Origin of the sequence: Caballeronia sp. INML1 (assembly GCF_023631085.1) — a bacterium.
Taxonomy (GTDB): Bacteria; Pseudomonadota; Gammaproteobacteria; order Burkholderiales; family Burkholderiaceae; genus Caballeronia; species Caballeronia turbans.
Genome location: NZ_JALQDT010000040.1, coordinates 1 through 6,348 on the forward strand (window position 1 = coordinate 1; position 6,348 = coordinate 6,348).

General features: G+C 64.5%; 4 protein-coding genes and 1 pseudogene. 3 read left to right on the forward strand and 2 right to left on the reverse strand.

The genetic code is table 11. From position 1 onward, the window contains the following. Positions 1 to 383: 383 nt before the first annotated feature. Positions 384 to 1,679, reverse strand: coding sequence for an SGNH/GDSL hydrolase family protein (locus tag NCR38_RS12550; protein ID WP_250477169.1), 1,296 nt, complete (start codon positions 1,677 to 1,679; stop codon positions 384 to 386). 174 nt (positions 1,680 to 1,853) lie between these two features. Here NCR38_RS12550 and NCR38_RS12555 point away from each other — a divergent pair, with 174 nt between their 5' ends. Next, entirely contained in the window at positions 1,854 to 3,005 is a 1,152-nt protein-coding gene (locus NCR38_RS12555; protein ID WP_250477170.1) for a class I SAM-dependent methyltransferase, read from the forward strand. A gap of 4 nt (positions 3,006 to 3,009) precedes the next feature. Here the strand turns inward: NCR38_RS12555 and NCR38_RS12560 are convergent, their stop codons facing one another. Next, on the reverse strand, positions 3,010 to 4,272 hold the full coding sequence (locus NCR38_RS12560; protein WP_250477171.1) for a TIGR03862 family flavoprotein: 1,263 nt from the start codon (positions 4,270 to 4,272) through the stop codon (positions 3,010 to 3,012). Between the two features lie 204 nt (positions 4,273 to 4,476). On the opposite strand from NCR38_RS12560, the gene NCR38_RS12565 reads away from it, so the two are divergent. After that, positions 4,477 to 5,949, forward strand: coding sequence for an MFS transporter (locus tag NCR38_RS12565; protein ID WP_250477172.1), 1,473 nt, complete (start codon positions 4,477 to 4,479; stop codon positions 5,947 to 5,949). Between the two features lie 230 nt (positions 5,950 to 6,179). Continuing rightward, positions 6,180 to 6,348, forward strand: a pseudogene (locus tag NCR38_RS12570) (1,2-phenylacetyl-CoA epoxidase subunit A); the annotation flags it as partial.

Sequence of the window (6,348 nt, forward strand, 5' to 3'; positions counted from 1 at the left end):
ATTTACTCCATCCAAAGATGGAAAAACCTTCCTCTGATACTTCGTGTGAGACTCTTGATACTTTCGCTATATCCAGCTCCGAAGAACCAGACCGCACTCAACATCAAGCGCCCACACTTATCGGCTGTTAGTTTTTAAAGAGCACATCGCAAGACCCCTACCTCACCTTCTGTCTTGCGCCGCTGCATCAGCAGCAGAGAAACGAGATTATGAAGAATCTTTTTCTCCGTGTCAACACTATTTTTTGGCTTTCGCTTCAAAATCTGCCGACTTCGGAGGCCGCGTGTTTCGCTCGGCGGCCCATCGTCTTGCGACGAGGGGCTGAATACTAGGTCAAGCAGGCTCGAATAACAAGGCGATCAACCAATTTTTTTGCGCCTGCTTCAATGCATCGCCTTCGCCGCGCCCGTGAGGAATTCCATCGGCACTGCGGCGGCCATTGCCGCGTAGCCCGCATCGCTTGGGTGGATGTGATCGCCGCTGTCGTACCGGCGCTGGAGCACGCTCGGGCGCGCGGGATCGCGCAGCGCCTGATCGAAGTCGATCACGCCGTCGAACGCCCTGCTCGATCGAATCGATTCGTTGACCGCGGTACGGATCGCTTCCCGCTCGGGCGGCAGCGAGGCCGGCGTCAGCGTCGCGCCGTAGATCTTGATGCCGCGCTGGTGCGCCTGCGCGATCAGCCGTTGATACCCGCGCACGAGCGCATCGGCGTTGACTTCGGTGTGCGGCGCGTCGCAATCGAGGCCGGCGTGCGCGGGCATCGCCATGAAATTGATGTCGTTGATGCCGATCAGCACGATGACCGCGCGCACGCCCGGCTGGCGCAGCGCGTCGCGCTCGAAGCGGCTCACCACCGCCTCGCCGTAGCATGGCGAGTTGCTCAACAGACGGTTGCCGCTGATTCCCGCGTTCACGACGACCGTCCGCCCGCCGCCCTCACGCGCCGCCTGTTTCGCGAGTGCATCGGGCCACCGCCGATTGGCATTGACCGACGAGCGCATGCCATCGGTGATCGAATCGCCGATCGCGACGATCGCCTGCGCGGATGGGCTTTCCACCGCCACGTTGGTCAGCCACGCGAACTGGGTAAAGCGCGTGCGAAAGGCGCCCGCCGATGCATCCTCGGTACGATCGCCCGGCGTCGAGATGTAATTCACCTGACTCGCCACACGATGCCACGCAACGAGCTTTTGATCCTTCCCCATGAACATGCTGACGGCTACGGGCTGGAAGGCGTCGACATCGAAATTAATCGTATCGCTCGTAACCTGGGCACCCGGCGCGACGGTTACGCTCTTGTGTCCGCCGAACAGCACGGGGCGAGCGCTTCCAGCGCGGATCGCGGCACTGTTGCCCGCGGCGGCCCGTGCAACGGTCATCGATTCGACGACGAGCGGTTCGGTGCCATACAGGTTGCTGATTCGCAGGCGCATCCGTTTTCCATCCAGTTGCGGATAAATCAGCTGGCGGACAGTACGACCCGCGACATCCGGCGCGCGATAGAGCGGCGGCAGGTTCGCGAGTTGCGGAATCGACTGCAGCGCGGTGCCCCACGCGCTGACCCAATGTTCGTTGGCAGGCGCGTCGGCGGTGTCGGCAGCGAATGCGTGCGGGACGAAATTGAATTGCGCGGCAAGCGCGGCCGCGCAGATCGCGGCGAGAACTCGGAGCTTCATTCGGCGATGGCGTGCGGAAAAGGCTCGATTGTGCCTGAAGTGTCACAAAGCTCGCGCCGCAGATTGCTTCCAACATGAACAAGCTGCGGCGACGCGCTCCAATTGGCCTCACAATGCAGCCAGTCCATTTTTCGCCAGCGCGACGACATCCGCATCAGGCATCTATATATAGATATGCAATCGAAAACCTCAGCACCGCAACACCTCACCTGGGATGAAGACGGCGAAAGCCGCTCGGCCCGCTGGAGATCGGAGAGCGGTAATCCGCCAGCGAAGCGCGTCGTGATCGGACATGACCAGATGACGGCCGATCACGCGTACCGGCTCGCCTGCGAAGGCACGGCAATTCTCTGGCGCGGCGACTTCCAGAATGCGCGGCAGTTGCTCCAGGCGATGGCACGCCGTATCGACAACAAGCCGCGCAAGGCGAAGAAACCGGCGGCGGAGATTTCACCGATCGATGCCTTCAACCTCCACCGCCTCGCGCAATCGCAGCGCGCGCGCACCCTTGCGATGCTGGTGCTCCCGCTCGACGAGCACTACGCCATCCCGTTGCGCCGCGCGCCCGACGTGCGCCAGGCGTGCGAGGAGGCATATGGACCGCCGTCGGATGAGCCGTCGGTCGTGTCCTTGCGTGAAGTGCTGGGGCTGATCGGCGCGCATGAGTGGCGCAAGAAAGGCGTCGAGATCGGCGCGGCCGGTGGGAGGATCCATCCCTATTACGGCGTGTTCTCGCCGGTTCGGGGCGAATACATCGATCTCGTCGCGAATCAGCCGCTTCCATCGAAAGAACTTGCGTTCGATATCGGCACCGGGACAGGCGTGCTCTCGGCGGTGCTGGCGCGGCGCGGCGTCGGGCGAATCGTCGCGACCGATGTCGATGCCCGCGCGCTCGCCTGCGCGCGCGAGAACATTGGACGGCTCGGGCTCGATCGTCAGGTCGAGATCGTCGAGGCCGACATGTTTCCCGAGGGCCGCGCGCCGCTGATCGTCTGCAATCCGCCCTGGCTGCCCGCGCGGCCGAGCGCGACGATCGAGCACGCCATCTACGATCCAGACAGCCGCATGCTGCGCGCGTTTCTCGACGGCCTCGCCGCGCATCTGACGCCGGGCGGCGAAGGCTGGCTCATTCTGTCGGACTTTGCCGAGCATCTCGGACTGCGTACCCGCGCCCAGTTGCAGGAATGGATCGACAAGGCCGGCCTGAAGGTCGATGGGCGCATCGACATCAAGCCGCATCATCCGCGTGCGAGCGACAAGGCCGATCCGCTGCACGCCGCACGCTCGGCGGAAGTGACGTCGCTGTGGCGGCTCGTCGCCGCATGAGTCGCTACGCCCGCTCGGCGAGCCACGCGAGCGCGCCTTCCCCCGCGACGAGTCCGCTCGCGAAACAAGCGGTCAACAGATAGCCGCCGGTCGGCGCTTCCCAGTCGAGCATTTCGCCCGCGCAGAACACGCCGGGCAGCGCGCTGATCATCGAGCGCGAGTTAAGCGCCTCGAATTCGACGCCGCCTGCGCTGCTGATGACTTCTTCGATGGGACGTGGCCGCAGCACGCGCAGCGGCAGCGCCTTGATTCGCACGGCGAGCGTGTCGAGATCCGCGAATTCGCCTTTGCTCACGCATTCGCGCAGCAAACCCGCTTTCACGCCCGTCAGATGCAGGCGGCTTTGGAGGTGACTCGAAATCGATCGCGCGCCGCGCGGATGCAGCACCTCGTCGCGCACGCGCCCGGCGGAAAGTTGCGGCGCGAGGTCCAGCAGGATCGTCGTGCCATCGCCGCCGCTTTGGGCGATCCGATCGCGGATCGGCGCCGACAATGCATAGATCAAACTGCCTTCGATGCCCTGATCGGTGATCAGACATTCACCGGCGCGCCAGTCGGGCGTGCCGTCCGGACGCGGCAGGCCGATCGCCACGGACTTGAGCGGCTCGCCAGCGAATCGGCTGCTGAAATGCTCGCTCCAGGCGACGTCGAAACCGCAATTCGACGGCACGAAAGGCCGCACCGGCACGCCGCGCGCCGCGAGCACCGGGAGCGCGCGGCCGTCCGAGCCGAGCTGCGGCCAGCTTGCGCCGCCGAGCGCGAGCACGAGCGCCTGGTGCCGGACGCGCTTTTCGCCGGTTGGCGTCGCGAAACGCGATAGCGACGTGCCTTCATCGGCAAAGCCGAGCCAGCGATGCCGCATGTGAAACGTCACGCCGGTCGCGCGCAGCCGATGCAGCCACGCACGCAGCATCGGCGCGGCTTTCATGTCGGTGGGAAACACGCGGCCCGAACTGCCGACGAACGTCTCGACGCCCAGCTCATGCACCCAGTTTCGCAGCGCGCCTGCATCGAAACGCGCCAGCAGCGGCGCGATGTGCGGGCTTCGCGCGCCGTAGCGTGCGAGAAACGCGTCGGCAGGCTCGGAATGCGTCAGATTCATGCCGCCCTTGCCTGCCATCAGGAATTTCCGCCCGACGGACGGCATCGCGTCGAACACATCGACACGCGCGCCGCCCGCCGCGAGCGCCTCCGCGGCCATGAGCCCGGCCGGCCCTCCGCCGATCACCGCGACACTCACCGATTCGATGTTTTCAACTGACGACATGCCTGATTGGTAATGACATAACGGAGCGACATTGTCGCATCGCACGTCGCCGGACCGGCTTTGCGCCGACCGCCACGCCGGTGAAAAGCATCGCAGACCCGTCGTAAGTCATTAAATAACAAAAAAGAATTTGGCCGGCCGCAGTTCGGCCAGTACGATCCGTCGATTCGTTGCATCGACAACTTTTTACGAAATCGCCTGATCATGTCCGTTTCCCTCGCGCCCGAACGCGCTGCCGCCGGTGCCGTCACCGACGATCCGCGCCCCGTCATCAAAAGCGCCGCCGATGTCTCCCGTCTCGTCAACAGCGGCGCGGCGATCGGCAGTGATGCGCGCGTCGTCGTCGCCATTGCGCTCGGCGGGATTTTCCTCGATGCCTACGATCTCGGCGCGCTCGCGTTCGGGATGAAGGACATCGCCCGCGAGTTCTCGCTGACGCCGACCGGCTCTGGTTTCGTCGCCGCCGCGATCACGTTCGGCGCGATCATCGGCGCGTTCCTCGGTGGCTATCTCACCGACAAGGTCGGGCGCTATCGCGTCTTCATGGCCGACATGTTTTTCTTCGTCGTCGCTGCGATCGCCTGCGCGCTCGCGCCCAACGCCTGGGTGCTCGGCGGGGCGCGCTTCGTGATGGGGTTGGGCGTCGGGATCGATCTGCCCGTCGCGATGGCGTTTCTCGCCGAGTTCTCGCGCCTGCAGGGCCGCGGCAACAAAGCGGCGCGCGTCGCGATGTGGTGTCCGGTCTGGTACGCGGCGATCAGCGTCTCGTATCTGCTGGTGCTCGGCTTGTACGCGGTCTTGCCTGAGCACAACGCGGGCTGGCTCTGGCGTCTGATTCTGGGATTCGGCGCGGTGCCGGCGATCGCGATCATCGCGATTCGCAGCCGTTATATGAGCGAATCGCCCGTCTGGGCCGCGAATCAGGGCGATCTCAAGAGCGCGGCCGCGATTCTGAAGCGTTCCTACGGCATCGATGCCCGCGTCGACGAAACGACTGTCGCGCCGATCAAGGCGCGTCGCACGACGTGGAGCAACTACGGCGCGCTGCTGCGCGGCGTCTATCTGCGCCGGACGGTGCTGGCGACCGTCATCGCAATTGCATCGTCGTTTGCCTATAACGCCGTCGCGTTCGGATTGCCGGTCATCATCTCGAGCTTCCTCGCGCAATCGATGCTCACCACGATTCTCGCGTCACTCGCGCTGAATCTGTGTTTCGCGTTCGCAGGCGGGCTGTTCTCCGTGCGCACCGTGCCGAAATACGGCGCGTGGAAGCTGTCGGTCGTCGGCTACGCGTTTCAGCTCGGGGCGCTCGTCGGGCTTGCGATCGTCGGCAAACCGTCGACGGGCGCCGAGGTCGTGATTGCCATCGCGTTTCTCGCCGCGTTCCTGCTCGGCCAAGGCGTCGGGCCGGGTTCGCACAGCATGACGTTTGCGTCGCTGAGCTATCCGACTTCGCTGCGCGGCGTCGGTGTCGGCTTCAATCAGACGCTGATGCGCGCCAGCTCGACGGTCTCGCTGTTCCTGTTCCCGGTTTTGTCGGCAGCGCTCGGCACGAAGGTCTTCTGGATCATCGCCGCCGCGCCGCTCGCGGGACTCGTCGCGCTGCTCGCGGTGCGCTGGGAGCCGTCGGGCTATGACGTCGACGCGGAAGACTTCGCCGCGCAACAGACGCGATAAGCGTCCACTTCTCCTCCGATTCCCCTTTGCAAAAGCGGCGGCGACGCATCGCCGCCGCTTTTCGTTTCTTTCGCCGTCCGGCACCCCCTCGGCTGCACTAGATTAATAGCGCGTGGATTCTCGCGCCCCATCCGTGCGGAATTACCCGAGTACGCTTCAAATACCCATTTACCGACCGTCCGGTCGGTTTATAATCGCTGGACAGCGACTAATCAGGAACGAGTGCCGCCATGTACACCCAATCCCTCGACCTCCCGAGCCCCACGCAGACAAGCGAAGCGGCCCCTGGCGCCGCCGCACCCGAACAGGCCCGCTTTGACGTGGTGATGCAAGCCGACGGCAAGATCGAGCCGCAGGACTGGATGCCCGAGGCCTATCGCAAGACGCTGGTGCGGCAGA